Annotated in this window: 1 pseudogene; it reads left to right on the top strand. The window is 40.8% G+C overall.

Going from position 1 to position 505, the window contains the following annotated elements:
• Positions 1-43: 43 nt before the first annotated feature.
• A pseudogene (locus ABF638_RS38265) lies at positions 44-349 on the top strand (CHAT domain-containing protein); the annotation flags it as partial.
• Positions 350-505: the final 156 nt, after the last annotated feature.

Here is a 505-nt window from a genome sequence, read left to right as displayed (position 1 = left end):
TAACAGTAGAATTGCTCTCTCCTAAGTGTACTGAACTGGACTGATAACCGCTATAGGTTATCAGTTTCAGAGTCGAGGCGCAAAAGCAGCGATCGCTTCTTTGTGGTCAGTGAATGATGGCGGTACACAAGCTTTAATGGATGCGTTTTACGCCCAGCTTAAACAAGGAAATCTCAGCAAAACTGAAGCTTTAAGACAAGCGCAAATAGCTTTGATTACTAGTCGTCAAGATGCTGCTGGCAAGCAACGCAATAGTATTGAAATAGAAGCTTTACCATCCAATGTCAGCAATCAGCTTAGTCATCCTTACTACTGGGCTGCTTTTATTTTAATTGGTAATGGATTGTAATGCTTAATTTTAGAGGGCTATATGCTTTTGGACTGCGATCGCTTTAGAATCCGATGGGTAAATTATTGAGTTGCATCGCCCTGCAATTGAGTTGTATTGCCCTGCAATTGAATTGTATCGGTCTGCAATTGAATTGTATCGGTCTGCAATTGAATT

It is taken from the genome of Nostoc sp. CALU 1950, from assembly GCF_051172895.1.
Classification (GTDB): Bacteria; Cyanobacteriota; Cyanobacteriia; order Cyanobacteriales; family Nostocaceae; genus Nostoc; species Nostoc edaphicum_A.
This window is presented reverse-complemented; position numbering and strand designations above follow the sequence as displayed.